Annotated in this window: 1 protein-coding gene; it reads right to left on the reverse strand. The window is 59.0% G+C overall.

The genetic code is table 11. The features are described 5' to 3' along the window. Positions 1 to 625: hypothetical protein (locus IPF36_RS34455; RefSeq protein ID WP_218959790.1), on the reverse strand; the 625-nt coding region annotated here is incomplete at both ends.

A 625-nucleotide genomic window follows, 5' to 3' on the forward strand; every position in this document is an offset into this window, starting at 1 on the left:
CCTCACCCCGTCCCACCGCAGGTCGCCCACATATACGCTTCCGCCGTCCTCGCGTTCCTCGCCGTCATCGACGGGTGAGAAAGCTGGGTCATTGGTGCCCCCCCTATTCATCCTGGCCCAAATGCCAGATGGCAGGCTTTCATAAATGCACGGGCCGTTGGCAGGATAGCCCTGCACATCTTGGGCAGTAGCATCGAGGCAGTCGAATAGTTCCCGTTCATCCGCGTCCCACTTGGCCGCCAAGTCCGCGTCCTCAATTGGTTCGCCCCGCGCCCCGATCCACTCAATGGCCTGCCCGAGAAACAGGAATGGGAGCCCCCGAATATCTTCAATGTGTACATGGTAGATGCTCGGTGCCGAGTCCGACGCAGCGTTACTTTCCGGCCCGGAATAGCTTGCTGGTGGCGTAGCCAAAGCTTCCAATTCGGCACGCCCCACGAAAAGCCACCACTCCGGTATATCGGCGAGAGGATGCCATCGCCGTGGGATGACATTCGCTGGAGCGCGAAAGAAATTACTGAACCATCCCTGATAAGCGTGGGTATTCCACGCTTCAGCCGGCATGGCCTCAAAACGCCCGTCACTATGCTGCAAATAGGCTACCAGCCTGCCAAACGCACAGTGC

Source organism: Cupriavidus sp. IK-TO18 (genome assembly GCF_015549295.1).
Taxonomy (GTDB): domain Bacteria; phylum Pseudomonadota; class Gammaproteobacteria; order Burkholderiales; family Burkholderiaceae; genus Cupriavidus; species Cupriavidus oxalaticus_A.